Genomic DNA, 26,198 nt, shown 5'->3' on the forward strand with positions numbered 1-26,198 from the left:
GTGCTTACCGAGAGTACTTCTGCAGTTCTCCGGGCACGAAAATCTCCACCGGCACCATGCCCATGTTGAGACCGAGCTTGGTGATCTCAAGGTTGCGGATACGGTCATCGATGAACACCAGGGACTCGCGCCGCATCAGGAAGGTATAAGGCTGATCCTCGTACAGGATCTGTTCGGCCTCTCGCCACAGAGGCATGCGCTTTTCTTCGTTCACCGTACCGCGCGCCTGTTCGATGAGCTGATCCAGACGCTCGTTTTGGTAACCGACGAAGTTGTCGCCGCCGGCTTCGATCTGCTTGCTGTGGAAGATCTGGTAGATGTCGGTTTCGACACCACTGGTCCAGCCCAGTGTAATGGCGTCGAAGTCACGTTTGTTGATCAGGTCCAGCATCACCGACCATTCGGTGGGCTTGGGGATTAAAGAGATACCGGCGCGGGCGTAGAGGTCTTTAATAAAAAGCACCATGCGGCGGGTATCTTCATTGTCTTGAAAAAACACCAGCTCAAATTCGAAAGGCTTGCCATCGGGACCCTCCAGTACCCCGTCGTCGTCACGATCGGCAAAGCCGGCTTCTTTTAGCAATTGCTTGGCCTTGTCGAGATTGAACTGGCGCGCATCCAAATCGGGATCATGTTGCTTGCTGCGCGGATTGAAGGGGCTCACCGCCACCTCGGCATAGCCCAGCATGATCTCGTCGATGACGCGCTGACGGTCGGTAAGATAGGTCATGGCCTGGCGCACGCGCTTATCGGCGAAACGGGTGGGCTTGCCGTTGCGTCCCTGATTCCAGCCGATATAGCTGTAGCCCGCCGTCGGACTCATGTACTCGAAACGCTGGGTACGTTCCATTAGCGTGTCATCATCGAGCAGGGTCTGGTACTCGCGCGGGCGGGCGCCATAGGCGTCGATTTCGCCATTGCGGAACGTGGTTAGGCGTGCGGCGTCGTTTTGAATCACCTTCCACAGTAGACGGTCGAATGAGGGCTGCAGACCCCAGTAACGGGGATTACGTTGCAACTCCACCAGCCCTTGGTCCGGGGTCCAGCCCTTGGGATCCAGCAGACGGTAAGGACCGGAGCCCAATAACAGTCCCTTGGACTGATTGAAGGTCTCAGGGTCTTTCAGATAAGGCTCATAAAAATGGCGCGGCATGATGGCCATACCGCCGGCCAGGGCCAGACTGTTGAAATAGGGTTCCTTGAACTTGAACACCACCTTGTAAGGTCCGGTAGCGGTGACGCTGTCAATCTTGTCGTAGATGGCACGTTCACGGGGTGCGGCAATGGCCGGGTTTTGGATAAACTCGAAGGTGAATACGACGTCATCGGCGGTCAACGGTTCACCGTCGGAGAACTTCACATCATCGCGCAATTGAAAGGTGAACGTAAGGCCGTCTTCGCTCACCTGCCAATCGCGCGCAACCATGCCCAGCCATTCCAGTGACTCGGGGTCGCGCGTGAGTAAGGATTCCTGCACATAGGATTGCACCTCGGCGGCATAGGCGTCGCTGGAGATCAAAGGCGTGATGGTCTTTAGACCGGTACCGAAGGAGTTGACCAACCAGTCACCGCGGGCGAAGCCAGGCATGCGGGTGGCGGCGAAGGCGCGTTGGAAGGCCGGCAGCACTTCATCGCCTTGCGCACCGGCGGCCTTGCTGATCACCTGACCGCTGCGCAGGCGCTGATCCAGACCGTTCACGAGGCCGCGCAGGGAGCGGATATCCTCGGCCTGTTCCTTCATTACACTCTGCATGGCGTCCATCTCCCGCCACTGCCGGTCGACCATATACATGGCGAGCAGCAAGGTGATAAACAACAGGCTGAGAAAGGCGAACAAGAAAAAGTCTTTAAAGGTGAAGCGTTTTTCCATGACGGGTTTTCGATCCGAGTGTCGCGGCTAATCCACAGGTTTTTGATGGTACACTATTTTATTAGCGTATCTGAAAGCTCAGAATAACGGCCCCGCCGACATCAAACAAGATGCCCTCACACGGCTCTTCCCCTGACTGAGGAATTTAGGTACCTTTAACAAAATCATATCGAGAGGCGCCCGCCCCGGATGCCGACCGACAAACAAATCAATATGTATCAACACGCAAGGTGAACTATGGGATTTCTAGAAGGGAAACGCGCATTAATCGTCGGCCTGGCCAGCAACCGTTCCATCGCCTGGGGCGTGGCGCAGGCCATGAAGAACCAGGGAGCGGACCTCGCCTTCACCTACCAGAACGACAAGCTGCAGTCGCGGGTGGAGAAGATGGCCTCCGAATTGGATTCGGACATCACCCTGCCCTGCGATGTGAGCAGCGACAAGGATATCGAGCGCGTCTTCGAGCGACTGGACGACTATTGGGATCACGTCGACATCATCGTCCATTCGGTGGCCTTCGCCCCGCGCGAGGCGCTGGAGGGTGACTACCTGGATGCCATCACCCGCGAGAGCTTCAATATCTCGCACGAAATCAGTTCCTACAGTTTCGCCGCGCTGGCCAAGGCCGGCCGCAATATGATGGAAGGCCGCGACGGTGCCCTGCTGACCATGAGCTATCTCGGCGCCCAGCGCGCCATGCCCAATTACAACGTCATGGGTCTGGCCAAGGCCAGCCTGGAGGCCAATGTGCGCTACATGGCGCACAGCCTGGGGCCGGACGGTATCCGCGTCAACGGCATCTCCGCCGGACCGATCAAGACACTGGCCGCGGCCGGCATCGGTGACTTTCGTAAAATGCTGACCCATGTTGAGAATTTCGCGCCGCTGCGGCGCAACGTCACCATCGAGCAGGTGGGCAATGCCGCCGCCTTCTTGTGCTCAGACCTGGCGGCGGGCATTACCGGCGAGATCACCTATGTAGACTCCGGCTACAACACCATCGGTATGGCCATGGAAGTCTAACCGACCCTGCGACTTCCACAAACGGCGCGGCCTCGGGTGCGCCATTTGTAACTTGTAAACGCACCAGATGTTAGGAGTGCGACGTCAGGCGCCGCTCTTCCTCATCGGTGGTCAGCACCCGCTTCTCCCCTTCCAACCGGGCCACGATCACCGCGCCGCAGGAATCGCCGAAGACATTGACGCTGGTGCGACACATATCCAAGATGCGGTCCACCGCCAGAATCAAACCCAAGGCCTCCAAAGGCAATCCTATCGCGGTCAAAATAATCGAGATGGCCACCAGACTGGCCGAAGGAATCCCTGCCACGCCGATAGAGGTCAGCAAGGCCACCACCACGATCATGAACTGTTGGGCAAAACTCAATTCCAACCCATAGGCCTGGGCGATAAAAATCGCCGCTACACATTCATACAGGGCCGTACCGTCCATATTGATGGTGGCGCCCAGGGGCAGGACAAAGCTGCTGGTGCGGTTGGAGACCTTGGCGTTTTTTTCAACGCATTCCATGGTCAAGGGCAGCGTGGCCGAGGATGATGCCGTAGAAAAGGCCGTCAACAAGGCCGGGGCCATGGCGCGATACATGCGCAGCGGATTGACGCCGCCGACAAAGCGCAGCAGCAGCGGCATGGTAACGAAAATGTGAACCCCCAAGGCACCAAGCACCGCCGCGGTGAACCAGGCCAGTGGCAGGAAGGCAGAGAAGCCGGTACCGGCGACCACCTTGGCCACCAGGGCGAAGACGCCGATAGGGGCAAACTTCATCACCCAGTCGGTGATCATCATCATGACCTCGAACACACCTTCCCAAAAGGTGTGCAGGGTTGAGGCGTAACTGTGCGACACCCGGGTCATGAAATAGCCGAACAACAGACTGAAAAAGATCAAGCCAAGCATCTGACCGTCGGCTGCAGCGGCGACAATGTTGGTGGGCACCATGCGCAGAAAAATACCGGCGACATCGCCCGCGCCCTTGCCTTCGACCTTTTCCTCCAACTCGGCGACATCTTCGGACAGACCGATCATATCCCGGGCCGGTTGGCCGTCGATAACCCCCGGCTGCAAGGCGTTGACGAACACCAGCCCGATGAGGATGGCGAGCAGGCTGGTGGTGGCGTAGTACAACAAGGTCTTGGCGCCGAGGCGGCCGAGATCACCACCCGAGCCGATGCCGGCGATGCCGACGATGATAGATGAAACGATCAACGGCACGATCAGCATTTTCAGGGCATTGAGGAACAGCGTGCCGACGAAGGCGAAGATATCGTAAAAGCTAACGCCGAAGATGGCGGCGTCGGTACCGGTGAGGCTGCCGACGATAACCGCCAGCACCAGGGCTATGAGGATTTGCCAATGCAGCTTGAGCTTCATCTACGACGACTCCTTGTGACCCCGGCGCGGCGTTTTGGCAATTGCGTTTACAGGTTTTCCGGATATTCTTTGATGTCAGCGGATTGGCGCATATCGCTCATGGCGCCCATCAATTCGGCGGCACCGTAATAGCGCTCGCGCTCAGCCGCGATGGTATCAATAAGATTCTCATCTGCCGCTGTCACATCGCCGTCACTGACTTCAAATAGGGCGATTACCGCATAGTCACCGTTGCTCATGGCCAGGCCGTCATAGACCGGCGCGGCGCTGTCCGGAGACGGCATTTGGAAGGCGTGCCGGACCAGCTTGGCATCCATCCCTTGGACATCACGCTTGATGGGCTCGGGATGATTCCAGTTCAGCTCACGTTGTTCGGCAAGGGCTTGGATTTCGCCAGCTTGCGCAAGCGTGTCGAGGATTTCTTGTCCCGCCGCTTCGGCCATGGCACGGGCGCGCTGTTGACGCAGCTGAGTGATGATTTGTTGCTTCACCTCCTCGAAGGGGCGAATGGACGATTCCTGGTGCTCGTCTACACGCAGCACGACTACACGGTCGCCGTTGAGCTCCAACACCTGGCTGTTGAGCCCTTGCGCCAGCACTTCGTCGGAAAATGCGGTAGCACGCACATCCGGATTGCTGGCGATACCGGCGCCTTGCTCACGGCTAAACAGGGGAGTCTGTTTGATCTCCAGCTCGAGTTCGTCGGCGGCAATCTCCAAGGTGTCCGGATTCTCGAAAGTCAGATTGGCCAAGATCTCGCCCTGTTCGAAAAACATATCCTCGGCCTGACGACGACGATAGTCCTGTTCCAGTTGCGCGCGCACCTCGGCAAAGCTCTTGGACTGGCCGCTTTTGATATCTTCGACTTTGATAAGATGGAAACCATAGCCTGACCGGACCGGCTCGCTCACCTCGCCCTCGGCCAGGGAAAAGGCGGCATCGGCCAGAGCCGGGTCCATCATGGTGTCACGCGCCATGTAACCCAGATCGCCGCCGTCATTGGCTGAACCGATGTCATCAGAGTGTTCGCGGGCCAACTGCTCGAACGATTCGCCCGCCTGGACCTGTTGGTACAACGACTGGGCTTCCTGGCGCGCCGCTTCGAGCTCCGACTCCGCGGCATCGCCCGGCACTTCGATCAGAATGTGACGCGTACGGCGTTCCTCAGGTACGCCGAACTCCAACTGACGCTCCTGATACAGCTCGCGCAACTTGCCTTCATCTACATCCACATGCCGAGTCAGATCGGCGATACTGAGTTCGAGATATTTGATGCTGAGCTTTTCAGGCGTCGCGTAGCGGATCGAGTGTTCGTCGTAATACGCCTTGGCGTCTTGCTCGGAAACGCTGACCTGTTCAAGATAATCCGCCGCGGGGATGCGGATGTACCCCATGTCGCGCTGCTGTTCCTGCAAACCGATTAATCGCTTATTTTCCTGCTCTGTACTCCAACTGGTGGCGGCCACCGCCAAACGGTATTGCTGCATAATGACGTCGCGCCGCAGCATGTCTTCAAAGGTTCCTGCGGACATGAAATTTTGGTTCAGCCACTGTTGGTACAGTGCGGGATCAAATTCACCGTTGCTTTGAAACGCATCTAAATTGCGGATCTGCTGCGCCAACAGTGCATCACTGACGCGATAGCCCGCGTCCAACGCCGCCTGCAGGATCAACCGTTCTTCTTCCAGACGTTTCAAGACATTGCGCTTGAATTCATCTTCATCGGGAATGAACTGGCTGATGTCGGCACCGCCGAGCATGTTCTGCAAACGCGCACGCTGTTGCTGATAGGCGCGCTGAAATTCTTCAAGGGTGATCTTTTCACCGTTGACATTGGCCACCGGCACCTCAGGGTCGGGGCTGAAGTAGGCATCCCAGGCGACTGTCGAGAGGCCGATAATCAGCATCCCGATAATGGCGATCGCAATCCAACTTTGTGCTCTGTCACGTATATGCTGCAGCATGGCTTAATATCGAATTTCTTCCGGTGAATTTAAAAATGAGATGATAAAGAAAAAGGGTGCAGGCTGGAACAGCGCTGCACCCTTTTTTGACTGTTGGCGGAGTGGACGGGACTCGAACCCGCGACCCCCGGCGTGACAGGCCGGTATTCTAACCAACTGAACTACCACTCCACGCGTTACTTTTTAAATAAAAAGTCTGGTGGGTGCTGAGGGACTTGAACCCCCGACATTCGCCTTGTAAGGGCGACGCTCTCCCAACTGAGCTAAGCACCCCAGCGAAAGAGCGGCTAGTTTACAGCATCTTTTAAGGCTTTGCCAGCCTTAAATGCGGGAACCTTTGCGGCTTTAATTTGAATAGTTTCACCGGTTTGCGGGTTGCGGCCACTGCGTGCGGCACGCTCACGAACGGTGAAGGTACCAAAGCCAATCAGGGACACATCGTCCTGCTTTTTCATGGCGCTGGTGATGGTGTTGACCATGGCATCGACGGCGCGTCCGGCATCGGCTTTGCTCATATCAGCCTGTTCGGCGACAGCTTCAATTAGTTCTGCTTTATTCACTACGAAAACTCCTCTGTAAAAAACGTTATCTACACGTTATAAAAATACGTGCCGACCTAAAATCTCTCTTAACCGACCCACCAACTGCGAGAAACCAAACGGCTAGAAATACACTCCTCAGGACGCTGCGAGAATCAGCGTTAAATCCAAACTCTAGATTAGGTATGGCAGATTCAGGAATGTTTATTTTCTTGTTTAATTCGACCGAGGACCACGACGATCAATTCGGTAGAGCGGATTTTATACTTTTGTCCCCATGATATGTCAAGAGCCAAGGAGGCAACGGGCACCGTTATCAATGGTGCCTGACGCGTTCCTGTTTTGATTTTTTCCGTTTCGAAACGACCTTCTCGGGCACGCCTTCGTTTTTGCCCGTCACTGCTCTGGTCTCAGGCATATGCTGCAAGGCGACTTGTAGAACCTCATCTATCCACTTCACCAGGCGTATTTCCAGTTGGCCTTTGATATGCTTGGGGATTTCTGCCAGATCACGTTCATTCTCCTGCGGGATCAGGACCGTTTTGATACCGCCGCGATGGGCCGCCAAGAGTTTTTCCTTGAGCCCGCCGATGGGTAATACCTCACCGCGCAGAGTGATTTCGCCGGTCATGGCGACACTTGCCTTGACCGGGATATTGGTCAAAGCCGATACCAGGGAAGTGCACATTCCGATACCGGCACTGGGACCATCTTTGGGGATGGCTCCCTCCGGTACGTGGATATGCATATCCTGTTTTTGATGAAAATCTTCATCCAAGCCGAAGATTCCGGCCCGGCTTCTAACGACAGTCATAGCGGCATGCACCGATTCCTGCATGACGTCGCCTACTTGACCGGTCACCGTTAGCTTGCCTTTACCGGGGACAATGGCGGCCTCGATGGTGAGCAGGTCACCGCCGACCTCCGTCCAGGCCAAACCAGTGACCTGACCTACCCGATCCTCTTGCTCCGCCGCACCAAACCGGAACCGCCTAACACCGAGATATTTTTCTAGATTACGAGGCGTTACCGAAATCTTCTTAGTGGTCTTTTTCTTGCCTTGGAGCAGGATGTTCTTGACGACCTTACGACAGACCTTGGAAAGCTCACGTTCCAAACCACGCACACCGGCCTCGCGCGTGTAATACCGAATCACGTCTCGGACCGCGCCCTCGCTGATGTGGATCTCTTTCGGATCAAGACCGTTGGCCTCCACCTGTTTCGGCACCAGATAACGCAGCGCGATATTGGCCTTCTCATCCTCGGTATAGCCGGCCAGACGAATGACCTCCATGCGATCGAGCAACGGGCCCGGGATATTCAGACTGTTGGCCGTGGCAACAAACATGACATCGGACAGGTCGTAATCGACCTCCAGGTAATGGTCGTTAAAGCTGTTATTTTGCTCGGGGTCCAGCACTTCAAGCATGGCGGACGAGGGATCACCACGGAAGTCCATCGACATCTTATCCACTTCGTCAAGCAAGAACAGCGGGTTACGCACTGCAATCTTGGACATGTTCTGGACGATCTTGCCGGGCATGGATCCGATGTAAGTACGCCGGTGACCGCGGATCTCTGCCTCGTCGCGTATGCCACCCAGCGACATGCGCACGAACTCGCGTCCTGTGGCGCGCGCGATCGAGCGCCCCAGCGAGGTCTTACCGACACCAGGCGGTCCGACCAGACATAACACCGGACCTTTGAGTTTGCTGACACGTTGCTGTACGGCAAGGTATTCGAGGATACGTTCCTTGACCTTTTCCAGCCCATAGTGGTCTTCTTCAAGCACCGCTTCGGCCTTAGCCAGGTCATTGCAGATCTTGCTACGTTTTTTCCACGGCACACTGACCAGCCAGTCGATGTAATTGCGTACCACGGTCGCTTCCGCAGACATGGGCGACATCATTTTCAGCTTGTTCAGTTCGGCCTTGGCCTTGGTCTTGGCCTCTTTGGACATGCCGGCCTTTTCAATCTTGTCGGCATATTCATCCAACTCGTTGGGCGCTTCATCCATATCGCCGAGTTCTTTCTGAATAGCTTTCATCTGCTCGTTGAGATAATACTCGCGCTGGCTCTTTTCCATCTGGCGTTTAACACGGCCGCGAATGCGCTTTTCCACCTGCAACAGGTCAATCTCAGACTCAAGCAGGCTCATCATCCTTTCAAGGCGATCGCGCACATTGATTTGCTCAAGCACGCTTTGTTTTTCCTCGATCTTGAGCGACATGTGCGCGGCAATGGTATCCACCAGACGGCCGCCGTCATCAATACCGGAAAGCGAGGACAGTATTTCAGGCGGAACCTTGTTGTTGAGCTTGACGTACTGATCAAACTGATTGAGCAGCGAGCGCACCAAAATGTCTGATTCAGCTTCATCCAAAGAGACACTTTCAAGCACCTCTGTCTCGGCGGTAAAATAATCTTTTTCATGCACGTATTTGCGCAATTTAGCCCGCTCTATACCCTCAACCAGGACCTTAATGGTGCCGTCCGGCAGCTTCAATAACTGCAGGATGTTGGACAAAGTGCCAATGGCATAAATGTCTTCGGGCTGAGGATCGTCCAGTGACGCGCTCTGTTGCGCCACCAGCAGAATCTGTTTGTCCTGTTCCATGGCGGCTTCCAGCGCCTTGATGGATTTTTCTCTGCCGACAAACAGCGGAATAACCATGTGCGGATAGACAACCACGTCACGCAGCGGCAGGACCGGCAACACTTTGCTCACTGTCAACGCACTATTTTCGTGGTCATTCGTACTCATATCTATCAACCTCAACCAGAAATTCTATGGAAATATAAATAGGCAGGGTTTTGACACCCGAACGATGCAAAAACCTGATGCGCGGGACACGTCCCGAACGAATCGATCAACGTCTAATATGGTGGCCGGGCTTGCGAAAATCAAGCCCGGCGAGAAGAGTAAATATTAATTTTCCTTGCTGGCAACCCGGCCCTGTTGTTCGGCCTGGTCATACATCAGCAGCGGTTCGGAAGCCCCGCTAATAACCCCATCATCGATAACGACTTTGGCGACGTTTTCCATGGAAGGCAGGTCATACATGATATCCAGCAGGGCGCTTTCGAGGATCGAGCGCAGCCCGCGTGCACCGGTCTTGCGCTCCATCGCCTTGCGCGCCACGGCACGCAGCGCGTCGTCGCGGAACTCGACTTCGCAACCTTCCATTTCAAACAATTTGGAATACTGCTTGGTGATGGCGTTTTTGGGTTCGGTCAGGATTCTAATCAAGGAATCTTCATCCAACTCTTCCAATGTTGCCAACACAGGCAGACGACCGACAAACTCAGGGATCAAACCGTATTTGACCAAATCCTCGGGCTCGACAGAATGCAGCACTTCGCTGAAATTCTTCTTGTCATCCTTGCTTTTCACTTGAGCGGAAAAACCGATCCCGCCCTTTTCGGAACGATCACGGATGACCCGATCCAGGCCGGCAAATGCCCCACCACAGATAAACAGAATGTTCGATGTGTCTACCTGCAAGAATTCCTGCTGCGGGTGCTTACGCCCGCCTTGCGGCGGCACGGACGCCACGGTTCCTTCAATCAGCTTCAACAAGGCTTGCTGCACGCCCTCACCGGAAACGTCACGGGTGATGGATGGATTGTCCGATTTACGCGAAATTTTGTCGATTTCGTCGATATAGACAATCCCCGTCTGAGCCTTCTCGACGTCGTAATCACATTTCTGCAGCAATTTCTGGATGATGTTTTCCACATCTTCGCCAACGTAACCCGCCTCGGTCAGCGTAGTGGCATCGGCAATGGTGAACGGCACATCAAGCAGACGGGCCAGCGTTTCGGCCAGCAAGGTCTTACCGCTGCCGGTGGGGCCGATCAATAGGATATTACTCTTGGCCAGCTCCACCTCGTCCTTCTTCTGTCCGGCATCCAAACGCTTGTAATGGTTGTACACCGCAACTGACAGCACCTTCTTGGCGGAGGCCTGTCCGACCACGTATTCGTTGAGGATATCGTTGATCTCGCGCGGCACGGGCAACTTGCTGTCCTTGCCCACCACGCTACCCTCTTGCAACTCCTCGCGAATGATATCGTTGCATAGCTCGACGCACTCGTCGCAGACAAACACCGAGGGACCGGCAATCAGCTTCCTCACTTCATGCTGGCTTTTGCCGCAGAACGAGCAATAAAGCAATTTCTTGCTGTCGTCACCCGTGCCGTTTTTCTCGTCGCTCATACTCCCACCTCTGTGTGATCAACCGTCCGCAAATATTTAGCAAGAATCATTCCCGCCATGCGCCATTAGCCCCGTTCGCTCAGGACCTGGTCGATCAGGCCATACTCCACGGCTTCCTGTCCGCCCAGGAAATTGTCCCGGTCCGTATCTTTTTGAACCGTTTCAATCGACTGTCCTGTATGTTTGGCCAAAATCTTATTCAAACGTTCCCTGACCGCCAGAATTTCCCTGGCATGAATATCAATATCCGAGGCCTGTCCCTGAAATCCGCCCAGCGGCTGGTGGATCATGACCCGCGAATGAGGCAGGCAATACCGTTTCCCGGCCGCGCCACCCGCCAACAATAAGGCGCCCATGCTCGCCGCCTGCCCGATACACATCGTGCTTACATCCGGCTTAATAAACTGCATGGTGTCGTAAATGGCCAGGCCGGCGGTCACCACCCCTCCGGGTGAGTTGATGTACACATGTATGTCCTTATCCGGGTTTTCCGACTCCAGAAACAACAGCTGCGCCACTACCAGGTTTGCCATATGGTCCTCGACCGGACCGACCAAAAAGATCACCCGCTCTTTCAGCAGGCGCGAATAGATGTCATAGGCGCGTTCGCCTCGAGCGCTCTGCTCGACCACCATCGGCACCAACCCTGACGCCCATGTCTCCGCACTAGTTCCAGTCATAATATTATCGGCCATCGCTCATAATCCCTTTACTGCCAAATGCCTGCCAAAAACGGCCCAACACTATGTTACACAAAACGATTTCAGACTCAAAAAAAGGGGCAAAGCCCCCTTCTTCAGCTCTTCTTTCATTGAGCCTCCATGATATCATCAAAGGATTTTGTGACATCCTCGGTCTTGACTTCGGACAACAACCAGTCAACCACCTGGTCTTCCAGCACCAGGGCCTCGACCCCGGAAAGCCTTGATTTATCCTGATAGTACCAATTTAACACAGCCTGCGGGTCTTCATAGCTCTGGGCCATTTCTTCGATTCGGGTGCGCACATTTTCGGCATCGGCCTTAAATCCCTTCTCGCGGATCAGCTCACCGACCAACAGCCCCAGCCCGACCCGACGGCGGGCCCGGTCGCCCAGTGCTTCACGTATTTCGTCGGACACCTCTTGGTCGCCCTGCATGCCCATACTTTGACGCGCCTGATTCGCCATTTGGCGGATTTCATCCTCCACCAGCGCGGCTGGCAGATCAATGGGATTGGCGTCCAGCATTTTGTCCAGCAGCTGCTCTTTGACCTTGGCTTCGATCTTCTGTTTCAGTTCGCGCTCCATGCTCTGGCGCACTTCCTGACGCAGCGTCTCCACACCGCCTTCATTGGTACCTAGCGCCTGGAGGAATTCCGGATCGTCCAGCTCGGGGAGTTTGGGGCCCTTGACCGCTTTGACGCTGACATCGAATACGGCAGGTTTGCCGGCCAAGGCTTCGCTCTGATAATTCTCGGGAAAGCTGACACTCACCTCCTTGCTGTCACCCGCCTTGGCGCCGATCAACTGGTCTTCAAAGCCCTCGATAAAACGCTTGCTGCCCAGCTCGAGCGTATAGTCCTCGGCAGTCCCGCCTTCAAAGGCCTCGCCATCGATCTTGCCGACGAAATCGATGACCAGCTGATCGCCTTCGGCGGCGGCCCGGTCGACGTCTTCCCAACCGGCACGTTGTTTGCGCAGCTTTTCCAGCATACGGTCGACATCGGCATCGGTAACCTCCACGACGGGTTTTTCCACCACCAGATCGGCGGGCACGTCGACCTTGACTTCGGGATAGACTTCGAAGGTCGCGGTAAACGCCAGCTTATTCTCGGCCGAGGCATCGGTTTCGATCTGAGGCGTGCCGGCGGGGCGTAGATTTTCCTGCTGAATGGCTTCGTAAAAACTGCTGCGCACCAGCTCGGATTTCACCTCTTCGCGCACCTGCGCGCCAAAACGCTTCCGGATGACGCTGAACGGCACTTTGCCGGGACGAAAACCGTCAATGCGCACGCGACCGGCCATTCCCTTGAGGCGCTGTTGCACCTCTTGCTCGATCTTGTCGGCGGGCACTTCCACCGTCAATTTGCGCTCCAAACCTTGATTAGATGTTACAGATACTTGCATGACTCAATTCCTTAGGGACACTCGCATGTCACTTGATTAATCGTTAAACCGATGAACTCATTTCACCGCCAAAGCTGTTGGCCAATTTGTCAGGAGACTATTAAATATGGTGCGAAAGGAGAGACTCGAACTCTCACGGGTTACCCCACTGGAACCTAAATCCAGCGCGTCTACCAATTCCGCCACTTTCGCATCATGAAAATTTCGGCGCCTAAACCCCATATCCCACGCCAAGAATAGCGCCATTATACAGAGGCTTGGCCGGTTCAGTCACCCCGGAAGTGGATTTTTTGCCATGTGTTCACGCCTCGCGCTGGGCGGAGGTAACGCGGCCTCGACCCGCCCGCTTCGCCTCATAAAGCGCCTGATCGGAGCGCGACACCCAGGCTGAGGCGGTGTCATTGGTCTGCAGGGCAGAGACGCCGATAGAGAGGGATATTTTGAGGGATTCGCCATCAGCCACCTCGAGGGCGCGTGACTTAATATCCGCGAGCAGTCGATTGGCCAGCATCTCGCCATCATGCAACTGGGTATCTTGGAGGATTACGGCGAACTCATCGCCGCCGTAACGGGCGACAAAATCGGTCTTACGCGGAAAGGTTTTCCTAAGCACCTCAGCCACCTGCAGTACCACATTGTCGCCGCGGACATGGCCATGGCGATCATTGATTTCCTTAAAATGATCGATGTCGATCATCATCAGGCAGGACGTCTGACCGGAGAACAGGCTGAGCTCTATGGTTTTCTCCAGCAGTTCATCGAAGGAGGCACGGTTGTAGAGCCGCGTCATGGGATCCAGGGCCAACTCCTGTTGCGCCTGCAGCAGTTCGTGGCGCATGCGGTTGAGCTGCGTTCCCAGTTCCTCCAGCTGGTCGCGCTGACGCTTTTTGCGATCCTCGATGGCGCGGTTGATCAGGACCACCGCCGCCACCACCTCGGTACGCAGCTCATCGATGGAATCGCTGTCCACGGCCTTGTTGAGGCGTGAAAGGTGTTGAACCACTTCGTTATCGGCGCTTTGTTCGTCCTGAAAGGCCTCGCGCAGGCCCTGGATCACGACCCAGATCATCTGCCTGAAATCGGCAAAGCGCGCCAGCGCGAAATCATGTTCACGCTCCACCAGCTTTACCGCCAGATCGCCGATCTCATTCCAATCCAACCCGGCCTGTTTGTTTGCGGACGCCGTTGAGATTCGGCTCACCAACAGTTCACACTGCTTGACGATCTCATCGCCATCCTCGTCGCCCAGGGCCGCCGCCGATCGAGCCACGGCCTGCAGCACCTCGATGCAAGTCTTTACCGCAGGATGGGCAGTGTGTCTGATATCCTGTGCCATACACTATTTACCAAGGAAATTAACTGGGTACGGAAAGCATACCATTAAATTAAATGAACTGAGGAAAGGCGCGAGGCAGGCAAAAAAAATGGTGGGCCGTCAGGGACTCGAACCCCGGACCAAGTGATTAAGAGTCACCTGCTCTACCAACTGAGCTAACGGCCCCACAAACTTTAAACTGGGGTGAACGATGGGACTCGAACCCACGACAACCGGAATCACAATCCGGGGCTCTACCAACTGAGCTACGCTCACCATAAAACCACATCAATTATAAAATCCGGCGAGTGCCTCGTCACGCGTCTAAGGGCACAAATCAGCGAGGCGGACACCGGACCTGCAAACTGGCGCGCCCGGCAGGACTCGAACCTGCTACCCTCGGCTTAGAAGGCCGATGCTCTATCCGGATGAGCTACGGGCGCACATTAATCCACTATTGTTTCCAACGCCGCCCGTTGAGTCAATTTGGTCGGGGCAGAGGGATTCGAACCCCCGACATCCTGCTCCCAAAGCAGGCGCGCTACCAGACTGCGCTATGCCCCGCTGCCACGCCAGCACCTGGCGAAACAGGCGGGGTGGCGTAAAGGACGGCAATAATACTCGGCAGGCCCCCCAGCGTCAATGGATAATTGGCAGTGTTTTCAACAATGTTACCAATCTTGGGCGCGCAATCCGCGCCACGTGATCAGAAACGCCAGCGCACTCATCAGGGCCGCCGCCGTGAAGGTAACGGCGGCGCCGACACCGCTCCACAGATAACCACTCAACAGACTGCCGACTGCGCCCCCGGCACCGAAACTGAGACTGCTGTAAAGCGCCTGCCCCCTGCCCTGGTGGCGGCCGGTGAAGATATGATGGATCAGATGGATGGCGACGGCGTGATAAATGCCGAAACTGGCCGCGTGCAGCAACTGGGCGAACACCATTACCGACAACCATTCGACGCACCAGCCGATCAAAACCCAACGCAGTGTGGTCAAGGCCAGGCTGAGTAATAACAATATCTTGGGTCCGAAACGCGGCAACAAACGGTGCATCAGCAGAAAAACGCCGATCTCCGCGGCCACCCCCAAGGCCCACAACCCGCCGATCAGGCCGCGGCTGTAATCGCTCGCCTCAAGATAGATGGTATAGAAGGTGTAATAAGGTCCGTGACTGGCCTGCAGCAGAAAACATACCAACAACACCGTGATCACCTGCGGTCGGCGCAGCACCTGCCAGATGGAGCCGCCGTGATGTTCCAGCACTTCACCCCGTTCGCGCGGCACCAGCCAGGTGGACAAGGCCAGCCCGGCCAGCAGCGCCAGGAATACCCAGGGCACCATGCCCGTGCCGAAGGAGTCCAACAACGAGCCCACCAGCACGACCGCCAGAATGAATCCCACCGATCCCCACAGCCGCACCGCGCTGTAACGCTGCGGCTGGTCGCCCAGCATGTTCATGGTGGTGGCCTCGAACTGCGGCAGGGCGGCATTCCAAAAGAAGCTGAACAGGCACATCACCGCCGCGATCCACCAATAGCCCTGATCCAGGAACACGCCGCAAAAGGCGATCAAGGCCAAAAAAGTGGCCAAGCGGGTGATCTCCACCCGCCGGCCGCTGTGATCCGCAACCCAGCCCCAGATGTTGGGCGCCACGATCTTGGTGGCCATAATCAGAGCCATCAGTTCGCCGATCTCGGCCGGCCCGAACCCCAGGGATTTCAGATACAGGGACCAATAGGGGACCAGGACCCCCAGCGAGCCGAAGAAAAACAGATAGAAATTTGATAATCGCCAATAAGGCATCAACCCAGCTTAGCCCGCCGGGATGATGGGTGTTTCCGATTTAACGTCCAGATTCTGGGCGCGGTGGCGCAACAAGTGGTCCATCAACACCAGCGCCAGCATGGCCTCGGCGATGGGGGTGGCGCGGATACCGACACAGGGGTCGTGGCGGCCGGTGGTGACCACCTCTACCGGCGCGCCCTGCAGATCGACGCTGTGACCGGGCAGGCGCAGGCTGGACGTGGGCTTGAGCGCCATGCTCACGATAATATCCTGACCGGTGGAAATACCGCCCAGCACGCCGCCGGCATTATTACTGAGAAAGCCCGCCGGGGTGATCTCGTCACGGTGTTCGGTACCCTTCTGTTCGATGCAGGCAAAACCGGCACCGACTTCAACACCCTTGACCGCGTTGATGCTCATCATGGCATGGGCGATATCGGCCTCCAGGCGGTCGAAGATGGGCTCGCCCAGGCCGGGCATCATGCCGCTGGCCACTACGTTGATGCGGGCACCGATGGAATCACCCGATTTGCGCAGGGCATCCATGTATTCCTCCATCTCGGCCACCTTGCCGGCGTCGGGACAGAAGAAGGGGTTTTGGCCCACCTGATCCCAATCCAACGCCTCGGCCTTAATGGGACCGAGCTGGGCCAAATAGCCGCGAATTTCGATGCCTTGGGTGTGTTGCAGATACTTTTTGGCGATAGCCCCGGCGGCAACACGCATGGCGGTCTCGCGCGCCGAGGAACGGCCGCCGCCGCGATAATCGCGGATACCGTATTTCTGCTGATAGGTGTAGTCGGCATGGCCGGGGCGAAAGCGGTCCATGATCTTGGAGTAATCCTTGGAACGCTGGTCGGTGTTCCGGATCAATAGGCCGATGGGCGTGCCGGTGGTTTTACCCTCGAAGACGCCCGACAGAATCTCGACCTCGTCCGCCTCGCGGCGCTGAGTGGTGTGGCGCGAGGTACCTGGTTTACGCCGGTCCAGATCCCGCTGTAGATCGGCCGCGCTCAATGCCAATCCCGGCGGGCAACCGTCCACGATCGCCCCCAACGCCGGGCCGTGGCTTTCGCCGAAGGTGGTGACGGTAAACAATTTTCCGAAGCTGTTGCCTGACATGGGATGCCTCTGCGGGATGCCGAATGGTAGGCCGCGATTCTACCATATAAACGTCTGTTTTCTATGTTAAAACAGCCGCGTCGGCGGCGACGGGGTTAGTCCGGTGAGAACGGCGGCTAGATCACTTTGGAGAAACGCTGGGCGCTGGTGTGGCGCAGGTACTTGTCAAACACCATGCAAATATTGCGGATCAGCAGGCGTCCCTTGGCGGCGACGTGGATGCCTGCGTCATCGAGGCCGAGCAGTCCGTCGCGTTCCATGTCCCGGAGCGTCTCCATTTCGACCTTGAAGTAATCATTGAAATCGATCTTGTATTGCTGTTCGATCTGCGCCTTGTTCAGGTCGAAGTTACAGATCAGCCGGGTGATCACGGCGCGACGCAGCACATCGTCGGCATCCAGCTCGATGCCGCGAAACACCGGCAGCTGACCGGCGTCGATGCTGGCGTAATACGCGTCCAAGGTACGCTGGTTTTGGCTGTAGCTGTCCCCCACCATGCCGATGGAGGTGACGCCCAGACCGATCAGGTCGCAGCCGGCGTGGGTGGAATAGCCCTGGAAATTGCGATACAGCTTGCCCTCACGCTGGGCCACCGCCAACTCGTCGTCGGGCTTGGCGAAGTGGTCCATGCCGATATAGACATAGCCGGCGCTTTGCAAGCGCTCCGCCGTCATTTGCAGGATATCGAGCTTGGCCGCCGGCGAGGGCAGATCGGCCTCGTTGATGCGACGCTGCGGTTTGAACATCTCCGGCAAATGAGCGTAGTTGAAAATGGACAGACGGTCGGGATCCACCGCCAGCACCCGCTCGAGCGTGCGCGCGAAGCTGTCCACGGTCTGGTGCGGCAGGCCGTAGATCAGGTCGAGACTGATGGACTTGAAGCCCTCCTTGCGCGCCGCCGCCAACGCCGCCATGGTCTCCTGCTCCGACTGGATGCGGTTGACCGCCTTCTGCACCTGCGCCTCGAAATCCTGCACGCCCAGACTCATGCGATTGAAACCCAGCCTGCGTAACAGGGCCACGGTCTCGCCCGTCACTTCACGCGGGTCGATCTCGATGGAATATTCACCGCTGTCGTCGTCATGCAGTTTAAAGTGCTTGCGCGTGGTCTCCATCAGCTCGGTCATTTGTGCGTGGCTGATAAAGGTGGGCGTACCACCGCCCCAGTGCAGCTGGTCGACCATGCGATTGTCGTCGAACAGCTCGGCCTGCAGGGCCATCTCTTTGTAGACCCTGTCGAGATAGGGACTGGCCAGGCCGCGGTCCTTGGTGGCTATCTTGTTGCAGCCGCAATAGAAACAGACCGTGTCGCAGAAGGGAATATGGAAATACAGCGACAGCGGCCGGGCGGAGACATTGGTGCCCTGGGCGACGCGGCGATAGTCTTCCTCGCCGAAGCCTTCATGAAACTGCACCGCGGTGGGGTATGAGGTATAGCGCGGCCCCGATGTGTCGTAACGTTTAATCAGTTCCAGATCGAATATCAGGGATTGATCCACACTCTGCTCCTCCAGAAATGGTTCGCCTTCAGTTGATCGACTGATTATAGGGGAATTCGGCCCGGGATTTAAGTCGTATGACAGGCCTGCCGGAACAGCGCGTGGTACTCGCTCAGCACCTCGGCCTGGAGCAGAAACACGCCGTGGCCGCCGCGCTCGAATTCGAGCCAGACAAAGGGCACCTCGGGAAAGCGGTTCACCAGCGCCGCCTCACTGTTGCCCACCTCCACCACCAGCACGCCGTCGCGGCTCAGGTGATCGCTGGCCTGGGCCAGGATCTGCAGCACGATCTCCAGACCGTCCTCCCCCGCCGCCAGCCCCAGGGCCGGTTCGCGGCGGAACTCCTCGGGCATGGCGGCCATGTCCTCGGCATCCACGTAAGGGGGATTGGAGACGATAAGATCGTAGCGTTTGCCCTTGAGCCCGGCGAATAGGTCGGTCTGCACGGCGCGTACCTGATCCTGCAACTGGTGGCGCTCGATGTTGATCTTGGCCACGTCCAGCGCCTCGGCGGAGACATCCGCCGCGTCCACTTCGGCCCACGGAAAGGCGGCGGCACAGGCGATGGCGATGCAGCCGCTACCGCTGCACAAATCAAGGATCTTCTCGGTACGCTCCTCGTCCACCCAGGGGGCGAAACGCGCCTCGATCAGCTCGGCGAAGGGTGAACGGGGCACCAGCACGCGCTGGTCGACATAAAAACTCATACCGCCGAACCAGGCCTCATGGGTCAGATAAGGCGCCGGCAGACGCTCGACAATGCGGCGCCTGAACAGGCTCAGCACCGCCTCTTTCTCGGCCTCGGTCAGGCGGGCATGGTACATCTCGGGCGCCAGCCCCGGCGCCAAATTGAGGGCGTGCAGCACCAGGAACAAGGCTTCGTCCACGGCATTGTCCGTGCCATGACCGAAATAGAGCTTGGCCTCGTTGAAACGGCTGGCGCCCCAGCGCACAAAATCCACCACGCTGTGAAGCTGCGCCGCCGCCTGATCGAAAGTGTTATTCAAAGGAGTACCACCCGGTTTTGAAGAATGACTCTATTTATCGGATAAATAGGCGGAAAACAAGGGGCGCATGCTTTCCATCACGGCCTCGGCACGCATCGGGAACATGCCGGAAAAGACATCCCACTCCATCAGACTGCGGGCAATACTGCCGTCCTGGCGCGCTGCTTTCAGACGTGCCGACAGACCGGTGTTGACCGTCTCCAGGTTGGCGTAGATCTCGGACAAGCCGTCCAAATCGGCAGCGCCCTCCTTGCCGGCCTGACGGCGCACGAATTGCGCCATGGCATAGGCGGTGACGGCGCGGTAGATGGTCTCCGCCTCGGTGGCCAGGGGCAGATGGAACCGCGCCAGCGGACGGAAATAAGCCGCATGGGGACAATCACTGGTGGCCATCAGCAGGCCGATGAGCGAGCCCAGCGCCTTCTGCACCGTGGCGGAGACAATCACCGCCCGGTCGGCGGTCTTGACCTCAAGTTTTACCGTATCGAGCAGGTCCAGATCGTTGTAGTCCTCCACCAGCTTGACCAGATTCAGGGCGGCGGGGCAATAGGCATGTTCGTTGGGCTTGAGCGGGCAGTTAGTACATTTCTGAAACTCCAGGGCGGCCCACTCCGGCGGCTTTGGGGGCAGCCAGGCCACCGGCACCAGGGTGTCGCTGCGCAGGTGCAGCTCCAAAACCCGCTCCGGGCCGTCAGGAAAGATCAATTTGTACTGAACCTTGTTAATGTCCACGCGCCGCTCCTGTGATTTCGGGATTGATCAGGATTTCAACAATGAGTCGGGGGCGTAATAGTCATACCCCAGATCCTGAGCCACGGCCGGATTGGTCACCCGGCCCTTATACACATTGAGCCCCGCCAGCAGCCCCGGGTTGTGCTTCAGCGCCGCCTCGCCGTGCTCGGCCAGCTGCAGGGCATAGGGCAAGGTGGCGTTGGTCAGGGCCATGGTGGCGCTGCGGGCGCAGGCACCGGGCATATTGGTGACGCAATAATGCACCACACCCTCTTCTATATACATGGGATCGGAATGGGACGTGGGCCGCGAGGTCGCCACACAACCGCCCTGGTCGATGGCCACATCCACGATCACCGCGCCGCGGCGCATCCGCTGCACCAATTCGCGACTCACCAGTTTCGGCGCGGCATGGCCGGGCAGGAGCACCGCCCCCACCAACAAATCGGCCTCCAACGCCAATTCCTGCAGGGAATGGGCCTCGGAAAAGCGGGTGTTGAGGCCCGGCCCGAATAGATCGTCCAATTGGCGTAGACGGCCCAGGTTATTGTCCAGGATGGTGACCTCCGCCCCCAGGCCCAGGGCCATCTTGGCCGCCTCGGTACCCACCACGCCGCCACCGATAATCACCACCTTGCCGCGCGGCACGCCGGGCACACCGCCCAGCAGCACGCCGCGCCCGCCGTTGATCATCTGCAGACCGGCGGCCCCGGCCTGGATGGCGATGCGTCCCGCCACCTCGCTCATGGGCACCAGCAGCGGCAGGCGCCCAGCCTGATCAGTCACCGTTTCGTAGGCGATGCCCACCACCTTGCGTTCCAACAGATGGCGCGTCTGCTGCGGGTCGGGGGCGAGATGCAGATAGGTAAACAGGATCTGACCCGCGTGCAGCAGGGGAAACTCACTCGCCTGAGGCTCCTTTACCTTAATCACCATGGGGCATTCATACACCGCCTCGGGAGCGGGCACGATGGCGGCGCCCACCGCCTCATACATATCATCGTGAAAGCCGATGGCATCGCCGGCATTGTGCTCCACGCACAGCTCATGACCGGCATCGATCAATGCCTTGGCCCCCGCGGGGGTCACCCCGACGCGGTACTCGTGATCCTTGATCTCCTTCGGCACACCGATCTTCATTGCCCTGCTCCTTGCCTGCGAGGTCTGCGCGGTTTAGGTCTCGGCCTGATGTTGACGCCATACCCGGCGCAGCTTGTCAGCCAGGCTCATGGGGTCAAACGGCTTGGCGATCACCTCGATCGCGCCCAATGATTTAAAGTGCTCGATCTCCTGCGGCTGCACCTTGGCGGTCATAAAAAGGGCGGGCGTGTCTTCCAGGCCCTCGAGTTTACGCAACCGCGCCAGCGTGGTGGGCCCGTCCATGCCGGGCATCATGACATCCAGCAATAACAGATCGGGCGCGAATCCCGCCGCCGTCCTGATCGCCTCTTCGCCGCCGCTGCACACCTGCAATTCAAAACCACCTACCGATTCCAGGGCGATCCTGGCGACGGCCTGGATGTCCGGCTCGTCTTCTACGTATAGAATTTTGTTCAAGCCATTAGTCATGGATTTCTCTCTAAGCCGTCCATACGGGTCTTATACATCTATCATGCGTCCCAGTAAAAAATATTCTTCACACCAAGCGCGGCGCGCAAGCGTGGAATTCACCCCCTAAAACCGGTATCCTTAGCGCCTTTAGATCGGCACGGCGCATGTATTTGCCACAGTTAAACACTAGAAACTTGCATGACAGTTAAAAAGCTCCTGGGGTGGCTGCTGGCACTCATTCCCATTCCCGCACTGTGTCTCGATACCGCCCTGACGGGCGCGCAACTCGACCTGCGACCGCAACTGGGCCTCGGTGACGCACACCTGCACATAGCAGCGGCAGCAACGCAGGATTCTGAAATTGCGCCCGCTACCGCCCAATCCGCCGACAATGCCGAATTCCCCCATCTCGAGATCCCCGCCGAACCCGACTGGGACGGCATCACGAGTGACACTAAATTGTTCCTCTTATACCAGGTCGCAGTGGTTGGTGTGCTGTATCTAATGCCCGAGAGCGTGTCGCAGTGGGACGACGAAGACAAATCGGGTAACATCTTCGGCAAGTGGGACAACAACGTCAACAGCCTGCGCAAGGACAGCGACGACTGGGCCATTAACTTTATCGGCCACCCCTATTTCGGCGCGGTCTACTACGTGCGCGCCCGGCATCGCGGTTTCGACCGTCAAGCTTCTTTCTGGTACGGCCTGATCATGTCCACCATTTACGAATACGGCATCGAGGCCCTATTCGAGCCAGTGTCGATTCAAGACATGATCTTCACCCCCGTCGGCGGCGCCGTCATGGGAGAATATTTTATGATCGGACATGAAAATATAAAACGCGGCATCGCCGCGCGCGGTTATGCGCGTACGCGTGACAAGGTGGGCCTGTTTTTTACCGACCCGCTCGGCGCCATCAATGACAAGGTCAACCAGTGGTTTGGTACCAGTGATGAGCAAGCGGCGCGGCTGGAACTGTACCCCATGCTGAGCGCCCGCGACGACACGCTCAGCTCCCTGGAAGTGCGCGGCGTCCAGGCGTTTTATCGCTGGTAAAAAGACCGCGCCATGTCACTCTTGATACGTCTGCCGTTCATCCCCTGCTGCACATTCATCATCGCGACCCAGCTTCAAGCGGCCACCGCGCAGCCCTTTTCCATCAAGAACCTCAACCCCTTCATTCAAATCTACGGAATGCCGGTTACGGAAAACGCCGCCCTTGTCCCGGCGCGAAGCTATGCCGGCGCCGTGGCCTTGGATATGGCCAATAATTCCATCCTCACCACGGCGGGCAAAGAGTCCGTCATCCTCGACGGCGAGACCTATCGGCTCGCGTTTACCCTGCGTTACGGCCTGGATGAACGTACCGAGGTGGGGCTGGAGATACCCTTCATCGCCCACAGCAACGGCTTTATGGACAATTTCATCGAGGATTGGCACGACAGCTTTGGCCTCAGCAACGCCGAGCGGGTGAAGACCACCAGCAATACCCTGCGCTACCGCTATGCCGTCGCCAATACCGCCCTGGTGGACCTGGACAGTCCCAGCGAGGGCATCGGCGACATCCGCCTCTATAGCGCACGCCAACTGAGTAAGACGGCCGACAGTGCCCTGAGCCTGCACCTCGGGCTCAAACTGCCCACTGGCAGGGCGCGCCAACTGCACGGCAGCGGCGCCACCGATGTCTCCGTGTCCCTGGCACATATCAAGCGAGACTGGCTGACCGCCCTGGGGCTGACCAGCTTCACCAACGCCGGCATCGTGTGGCTGGGCGAAGGCGAGGTGCTGCCGGACACGCAGGAGAATGTCGCCGGTTTCGCCAGCGCCGGGCTAATCTGGGACAACAGCCGCATGATCGATCTCAAGGCCCAACTGGACATGCATACCCGCATCTACGACAGCGAGCTGGATCAACTGGGCGCACATACCGTGCAGCTCACCGTGGGCGGCTCGGTCTATCTAGGCGCGCAGACCCGTTTGGACATCGGCGTGGGTGAAAACCTGCTCACCGACACAACGCCCGATTTCCTCATCAATCTGGTGCTCAAGCATGGCTATCGCTAATCCGCACCAGGGTGGTATGATAGCCGCGATAACAACTTTCTTTGGGAGGGAAATCGATGTTGAATGAACAATTTATTACCATCATGGTGGTCGGGGTTTCGATTGTTGTCGTCGCCATGATGATCCTGCTGGTGTTTCGAATCTACAAGGTCGACCAGAACGACAAAAAGGATAGCTCCAACTCCTAAACCGGTTGCGGCCGGTTCAATGAAAAAAGGCGGGAATCCCGCCTTTTTTGCGTTCTGGTTTTGTGTGCTGGCTCCCGCGCCGCCGACTAAGCCGTGGCGGCATATTCACGCGCAATGGCGCTGAATTCCTCCAGATTGTCCGCTTCCAGGCCCAGTTCCTTCAATACCTCGGCCTCGATGCCGCGCCAAAATGCATCCTCTTGCTGCGCATCCCCGTTGGCCGGCGCACTGGCGCGGGCCAAACGATCCGCCAGTATGAGGGCCGCACCCAAGCGGCGTGCCTGGAGGGTGGGAAACAGGCTCAGGTCGTCACTGTGGTGTTGCTGGATGGCATCGCAGACCACTTCCGGCAGCTGCCAGGAGCGGGCCAGTAGATAGCTCACCACGGCATGGCTGGTATTGAAGTTGTCCTGCTCAAAGCGCTCGATATCACCCCCCAGCGCGATTACCATTTGCATGGATTCTTTAAACCGCGGCTCCTTATCCAGCAGCATAGGGATCGAGCTGTCGTGAAACAACCCCGCCATATAGGCGAGCTCGGGGGCGACGACCCGGGTGGTGCGGGCGATCATTTCACAGGTCTTGGCCACGACCAGGGTGTGATTCCACAGTTTAATCGTCGCCTCGGTAATGCCGACGATATCCTTGAGCGAGGAGGCCAATACAACACAATAGAAGTTGCGCAGCCCGAGAATGGACAGCGCCTGAACCATGGAATGCATTTCATTATCGGAGGTGCGGTAAAACGGTGAATTGACCAACTTCAATACCTTGGCCGCCAGGGCCGGATCCTGCTCGACCAAGCCGGCAATGCGCTCGAAACCGGGGTGCTCCTTCTTCATTTCGTCATTGATGGCCAGCAATACTTTCGGTTGCGGCGGCAGCTTCACCCGCTCGACCAGACCGACGAGGACGTCATACTCAGACACTTTATTTTCCACTGCCAGACTACTCCCGGAAAAGTTCAACTGTTATTAAAATTATTGTTTTCGCGTCACTGTCTGTTTATCGTCGCCGCGCGGCGATTTTAAAGCCGACCCCCCTCAGTTTTTTCCGGAGCTAACTAAGCGACTGAATTGGGACTGGTTTCTTCGGGCACTCAACCCGGCGGCCAACGCATGGGGCGTCCGCCCAAGACGTGCAGATGAATATGGAAGACGCTCTGGCCGGCGCCGGCGTTGCAGTTCATTACCGTCCGGTAACCCTCCTCGGCGATGCCATCCTTCGCCGCTACCTGCTGCGCCACGAGATAGAGCTTGCCCACCAGCTCGGCGTCGTCCGCATTCAAATCGTTAATGGTCGAGATATGACGCTTGGGCACCACCAGCACATGGGTGGGCGCCTGGGGATTGATGTCGCGAAAGGCGAGCACCTCGTCGTCCTCGTAAACCGTATCCGGGCTGATATCGCCGGCCACCATTTTGCAAAACAGACAGTCAGTCATTGCTCCCTCCTCCATTGCTCGGCCACGCTCGGGCCTGTGTCATTTCTCCTGTGAGCACAGTACTATACAAAACCAGTGAGTTCGAGAGGAGAGCGCCATGCACGTGACCCTGGTCCATGTTCACGTCAAACGCGAACATATCGATGCCTTCATCGCCGCCACCCGGCTAAACCACAAGGCCTCGACGCAGGAGAGCGGCAATCGCCGCTTTGACATTCTGCAGGCCGCCGATGAGCCAAACCGCTTCGTGCTCTACGAGGCCTACGCCTCGGACGAAGACGCCCAGGCCCACAAACACACCGCCCATTATCTCAAGTGGCGCGACAGCGTGGCCGACTGGATGGCCGAACCGCGCCAGGGGGTGCAATACCACGGACTGTTTCCCAAAGGCTGAG

General features: G+C 57.5%; 22 protein-coding genes and 7 tRNA genes. 4 read left to right on the plus strand and 25 right to left on the minus strand.

Annotated elements, in window-relative coordinates:
- Nucleotides 1–4 precede the first annotated feature (4 nt).
- On the minus strand, nt 5–1,870 hold the full coding sequence (locus Tel_10420) for an ABC transporter substrate-binding protein (protein ID ALP53523.1): 1,866 nt from the start codon (nt 1,868–1,870) through the stop codon (nt 5–7).
- Nucleotides 1,871–2,107: 237 nt separating this feature from the next.
- Here Tel_10420 and Tel_10425 point away from each other — a divergent pair, with 237 nt between their 5' ends.
- Nucleotides 2,108–2,893 carry an enoyl-ACP reductase gene (locus Tel_10425; protein ALP53524.1) on the plus strand — a complete coding sequence of 262 codons (786 nt, stop codon included), beginning with the start codon at nt 2,108–2,110 and terminating at the stop codon, nt 2,891–2,893.
- Nucleotides 2,894–2,963: 70 nt separating this feature from the next.
- Here the strand turns inward: Tel_10425 and Tel_10430 are convergent, their stop codons facing one another.
- From Tel_10430 to Tel_10535, 22 genes are all read right to left on the minus strand, one after another.
- Nucleotides 2,964–4,262: a sodium:dicarboxylate symporter gene (locus tag Tel_10430; protein ID ALP53525.1), complete on the minus strand. Its 1,299-nt coding sequence runs from the start codon at nt 4,260–4,262 to the stop codon at nt 2,964–2,966.
- A gap of 47 nt (nt 4,263–4,309) precedes the next feature.
- Nucleotides 4,310–6,169 (minus strand): hypothetical protein, encoded by a 1,860-nt coding sequence (locus Tel_10435; protein ALP53526.1) that lies wholly within the window; start codon nt 6,167–6,169, stop codon nt 4,310–4,312.
- Between the two features lie 151 nt (nt 6,170–6,320).
- A tRNA-Asp gene (locus tag Tel_10440) sits at nt 6,321–6,397 on the minus strand.
- A 26-nt stretch (nt 6,398–6,423) separates the two neighbouring features.
- Nucleotides 6,424–6,499: transfer RNA gene (locus tag Tel_10445), tRNA-Val, on the minus strand.
- A gap of 14 nt (nt 6,500–6,513) precedes the next feature.
- Nucleotides 6,514–6,786 (minus strand): DNA-binding protein HU, encoded by a 273-nt coding sequence (locus Tel_10450; protein ALP53527.1) that lies wholly within the window; start codon nt 6,784–6,786, stop codon nt 6,514–6,516.
- A 295-nt stretch (nt 6,787–7,081) separates the two neighbouring features.
- Entirely contained in the window at nt 7,082–9,529 is a 2,448-nt protein-coding gene (locus Tel_10455) for a DNA-binding protein (GenBank protein ALP53528.1), read from the minus strand.
- Between the two features lie 165 nt (nt 9,530–9,694).
- Nucleotides 9,695–10,984, minus strand: a complete 1,290-nt coding sequence (locus tag Tel_10460) for an ATP-dependent Clp protease ATP-binding subunit ClpX (protein ALP53529.1) — start codon at nt 10,982–10,984, stop codon at nt 9,695–9,697.
- A 65-nt stretch (nt 10,985–11,049) separates the two neighbouring features.
- Nucleotides 11,050–11,664, minus strand: coding sequence for an ATP-dependent Clp protease proteolytic subunit (locus Tel_10465; protein ID ALP54830.1), 615 nt, complete (start codon nt 11,662–11,664; stop codon nt 11,050–11,052).
- A 128-nt stretch (nt 11,665–11,792) separates the two neighbouring features.
- Nucleotides 11,793–13,091, minus strand: a complete 1,299-nt coding sequence (locus tag Tel_10470) for a trigger factor (GenBank protein ID ALP53530.1) — start codon at nt 13,089–13,091, stop codon at nt 11,793–11,795.
- Nucleotides 13,092–13,198: 107 nt separating this feature from the next.
- Nucleotides 13,199–13,283 (minus strand) — tRNA-Leu (locus Tel_10475).
- Between the two features lie 109 nt (nt 13,284–13,392).
- Nucleotides 13,393–14,427, minus strand: coding sequence for a hypothetical protein (locus Tel_10480; protein ID ALP53531.1), 1,035 nt, complete (start codon nt 14,425–14,427; stop codon nt 13,393–13,395).
- 89 nt (nt 14,428–14,516) lie between these two features.
- Nucleotides 14,517–14,592 (minus strand) — tRNA-Lys (locus Tel_10485).
- Between the two features lie 14 nt (nt 14,593–14,606).
- Nucleotides 14,607–14,682, minus strand: a tRNA-His gene (locus Tel_10490).
- A 90-nt stretch (nt 14,683–14,772) separates the two neighbouring features.
- A tRNA-Arg gene (locus Tel_10495) sits at nt 14,773–14,849 on the minus strand.
- Nucleotides 14,850–14,893: 44 nt separating this feature from the next.
- Nucleotides 14,894–14,970: transfer RNA gene (locus Tel_10500), tRNA-Pro, on the minus strand.
- A gap of 107 nt (nt 14,971–15,077) precedes the next feature.
- Nucleotides 15,078–16,214 (minus strand): MFS transporter, encoded by a 1,137-nt coding sequence (locus Tel_10505; protein ID ALP53532.1) that lies wholly within the window; start codon nt 16,212–16,214, stop codon nt 15,078–15,080.
- Between the two features lie 9 nt (nt 16,215–16,223).
- Nucleotides 16,224–17,318 (minus strand): chorismate synthase, encoded by a 1,095-nt coding sequence (locus tag Tel_10510; protein ID ALP53533.1) that lies wholly within the window; start codon nt 17,316–17,318, stop codon nt 16,224–16,226.
- 116 nt (nt 17,319–17,434) lie between these two features.
- Entirely contained in the window at nt 17,435–18,817 is a 1,383-nt protein-coding gene (locus Tel_10515; GenBank protein ID ALP53534.1) for a coproporphyrinogen III oxidase, read from the minus strand.
- A gap of 68 nt (nt 18,818–18,885) precedes the next feature.
- Nucleotides 18,886–19,824 (minus strand): protein-(glutamine-N5) methyltransferase, ribosomal protein L3-specific, encoded by a 939-nt coding sequence (locus tag Tel_10520; protein ALP53535.1) that lies wholly within the window; start codon nt 19,822–19,824, stop codon nt 18,886–18,888.
- A gap of 30 nt (nt 19,825–19,854) precedes the next feature.
- Nucleotides 19,855–20,556 (minus strand): hypothetical protein, encoded by a 702-nt coding sequence (locus tag Tel_10525; GenBank protein ID ALP53536.1) that lies wholly within the window; start codon nt 20,554–20,556, stop codon nt 19,855–19,857.
- A 27-nt stretch (nt 20,557–20,583) separates the two neighbouring features.
- Complete coding sequence (locus Tel_10530) at nt 20,584–21,696, minus strand: alanine dehydrogenase (protein ID ALP53537.1); 1,113 nt, start codon at nt 21,694–21,696, stop codon at nt 20,584–20,586.
- Between the two features lie 33 nt (nt 21,697–21,729).
- Nucleotides 21,730–22,125, minus strand: a complete 396-nt coding sequence (locus tag Tel_10535) for a hypothetical protein (protein ALP53538.1) — start codon at nt 22,123–22,125, stop codon at nt 21,730–21,732.
- Between the two features lie 180 nt (nt 22,126–22,305).
- Here Tel_10535 and Tel_10540 point away from each other — a divergent pair, with 180 nt between their 5' ends.
- The gene (locus tag Tel_10540; protein ALP53539.1) at nt 22,306–23,163 is read left to right on the plus strand and encodes a hypothetical protein; all 858 of its coding nucleotides are present in this window, start codon (nt 22,306–22,308) and stop codon (nt 23,161–23,163) included.
- Nucleotides 23,164–23,175: 12 nt separating this feature from the next.
- The gene (locus Tel_10545) at nt 23,176–24,171 is read left to right on the plus strand and encodes a hypothetical protein (GenBank protein ID ALP53540.1); all 996 of its coding nucleotides are present in this window, start codon (nt 23,176–23,178) and stop codon (nt 24,169–24,171) included.
- 274 nt (nt 24,172–24,445) lie between these two features.
- Here the strand turns inward: Tel_10545 and Tel_10550 are convergent, their stop codons facing one another.
- On the minus strand, nt 24,446–25,300 hold the full coding sequence (locus Tel_10550) for a hypothetical protein (protein ID ALP53541.1): 855 nt from the start codon (nt 25,298–25,300) through the stop codon (nt 24,446–24,448).
- A gap of 158 nt (nt 25,301–25,458) precedes the next feature.
- Entirely contained in the window at nt 25,459–25,803 is a 345-nt protein-coding gene (locus Tel_10555; GenBank protein ID ALP53542.1) for a hypothetical protein, read from the minus strand.
- Between the two features lie 97 nt (nt 25,804–25,900).
- Here Tel_10555 and Tel_10560 point away from each other — a divergent pair, with 97 nt between their 5' ends.
- Complete coding sequence (locus Tel_10560; protein ALP53543.1) at nt 25,901–26,197, plus strand: antibiotic biosynthesis monooxygenase; 297 nt, start codon at nt 25,901–25,903, stop codon at nt 26,195–26,197.
- The last annotated feature ends 1 nt before the right edge of the window (nt 26,198 follow it).

Origin of the sequence: Candidatus Tenderia electrophaga (assembly GCA_001447805.1) — a bacterium.
GTDB lineage: Bacteria > Pseudomonadota > Gammaproteobacteria > Tenderiales > Tenderiaceae > Tenderia > Tenderia electrophaga.

Bases quoted from the DNA above. Each gene is read 5' to 3' on its own strand.
- Tel_10420 (ALP53523.1), bottom strand. From the start codon at position 1,870: ATGGAAAAACGCTTCACCTTTAAAGACTTTTTCTTGTTCGCCTTTCTC.
- Tel_10425 (ALP53524.1), top strand. From the start codon at position 2,108: ATGGGATTTCTAGAAGGGAAACGCGCATTAATCGTCGGCCTGGCCAGC.
- Tel_10430 (ALP53525.1), bottom strand. From the start codon at position 4,262: ATGAAGCTCAAGCTGCATTGGCAAATCCTCATAGCCCTGGTGCTGGCG.
- Tel_10435 (ALP53526.1), bottom strand. From the start codon at position 6,169: ATGCTGATTATCGGCCTCTCGACAGTCGCCTGGGATGCCTACTTCAGC.
- Tel_10455 (ALP53528.1), bottom strand. From the start codon at position 9,529: ATGAGTACGAATGACCACGAAAATAGTGCGTTGACAGTGAGCAAAGTG.
- Tel_10460 (ALP53529.1), bottom strand. From the start codon at position 10,984: ATGAGCGACGAGAAAAACGGCACGGGTGACGACAGCAAGAAATTGCTT.
- Tel_10465 (ALP54830.1), bottom strand. From the start codon at position 11,664: ATGACTGGAACTAGTGCGGAGACATGGGCGTCAGGGTTGGTGCCGATG.
- Tel_10470 (ALP53530.1), bottom strand. From the start codon at position 13,091: ATGCAAGTATCTGTAACATCTAATCAAGGTTTGGAGCGCAAATTGACG.
- Tel_10480 (ALP53531.1), bottom strand. From the start codon at position 14,427: ATGGCACAGGATATCAGACACACTGCCCATCCTGCGGTAAAGACTTGC.
- Tel_10505 (ALP53532.1), bottom strand. From the start codon at position 16,214: ATGCCTTATTGGCGATTATCAAATTTCTATCTGTTTTTCTTCGGCTCG.
- Tel_10510 (ALP53533.1), bottom strand. From the start codon at position 17,318: ATGTCAGGCAACAGCTTCGGAAAATTGTTTACCGTCACCACCTTCGGC.
- Tel_10530 (ALP53537.1), bottom strand. From the start codon at position 21,696: ATGAAGATCGGTGTGCCGAAGGAGATCAAGGATCACGAGTACCGCGTC.
- Tel_10535 (ALP53538.1), bottom strand. From the start codon at position 22,125: ATGACTAATGGCTTGAACAAAATTCTATACGTAGAAGACGAGCCGGAC.
- Tel_10540 (ALP53539.1), top strand. From the start codon at position 22,306: ATGACAGTTAAAAAGCTCCTGGGGTGGCTGCTGGCACTCATTCCCATT.
- Tel_10545 (ALP53540.1), top strand. From the start codon at position 23,176: ATGTCACTCTTGATACGTCTGCCGTTCATCCCCTGCTGCACATTCATC.
- Tel_10555 (ALP53542.1), bottom strand. From the start codon at position 25,803: ATGACTGACTGTCTGTTTTGCAAAATGGTGGCCGGCGATATCAGCCCG.
- Tel_10560 (ALP53543.1), top strand. From the start codon at position 25,901: ATGCACGTGACCCTGGTCCATGTTCACGTCAAACGCGAACATATCGAT.